The 954-nt window shown below is 54.7% G+C and carries 1 protein-coding gene; it reads right to left on the bottom strand.

Going from position 1 to position 954, the window contains the following annotated elements; all coding sequences use genetic code 11:
- Positions 1-781: ATP-binding cassette domain-containing protein (locus ACXJ5O_RS28300; protein ID WP_457302811.1), on the bottom strand; the 781-nt coding region annotated here is incomplete at its 3' end.
- Positions 782-954 lie beyond the last annotated feature (173 nt).

Raw genomic sequence — 954 nt, 5'->3', positions numbered from 1 at the left:
CCTCGAACACCACCTCGCCAATATCGGGTTCGCGCTGTGGAAAGCGGTCAGCCAGCTGACGCCCGACCATCGACGTAACGATCCGGTCTTCAGAGATATCCTGCTTGTCGAGAGTCTCGATGGTCGCGCCATCACGCAGCACCGTGATGCGGTCGGCAACCTTGCCGATTTCGTTCAGCTTGTGTGAAATCAGGATGGAGGAAATACCCTGCGCCTTGAACTCCAGAAGCAGCGCCAGCAATGCGTCGCTGTCATTCTCGTTGAGGCTGGCCGTCGGCTCGTCGAGGATGAGCAACTCGACATCCTTCGACAGCGCCTTGGCGATCTCCACCAACTGCTGCTTGCCGACGCCGAGATTGGTAATCAATGTCAGCGGATCTTCTTTCAGACCGACTTTGGCGAGGAGTTCGCGCGTCCGGTTTTCCGCAATATGCCAATCGATGATACCGAATTTGGCCGGTTCGTTGCCAAGGAATATGTTCTCGGCAATCGACAGGAGCGGAACCAGCGCCAGCTCCTGGTGAATGATGATGATGCCCTGCTTTTCACTGTCGCTGATCCCGCGGAAGTGCTGCTCTTGGCCATTGTAAAAAATTTCACCTTCGTAGCTGCCATGCGGATAGACACCGCTCAGCACCTTCATCAGGGTTGATTTGCCAGCGCCATTCTCGCCCACCAGAGCGTGAATTTCGCCTTTGCGTACATCGAGATTGACATTGTTGAGCGCTTTCACCCCAGGGAAAACTTTGGTGATGTTGCGCATTTCGAGGATGGTTTCCATCGATATCCTCACCGACGCTTCTGCAGCAAGTCGCCTGCTGTGGCGTCGTTTCCTTCTGCAATTTATATTGGGCTCTGCGTCCTTGCGCCACCGAAAACATCATCCGGAGAGCCGACATAACAACGAACCCTGTGCGGCAAGCACAGGGTTCGTCAACGATCAAAGACCTACTT

The organism is Phyllobacterium sp. P5_D12, assembly GCF_054049495.1.
Note: the sequence above shows the minus strand (reverse complement) of the source record. Positions and strands in the feature narration are given on the sequence as shown.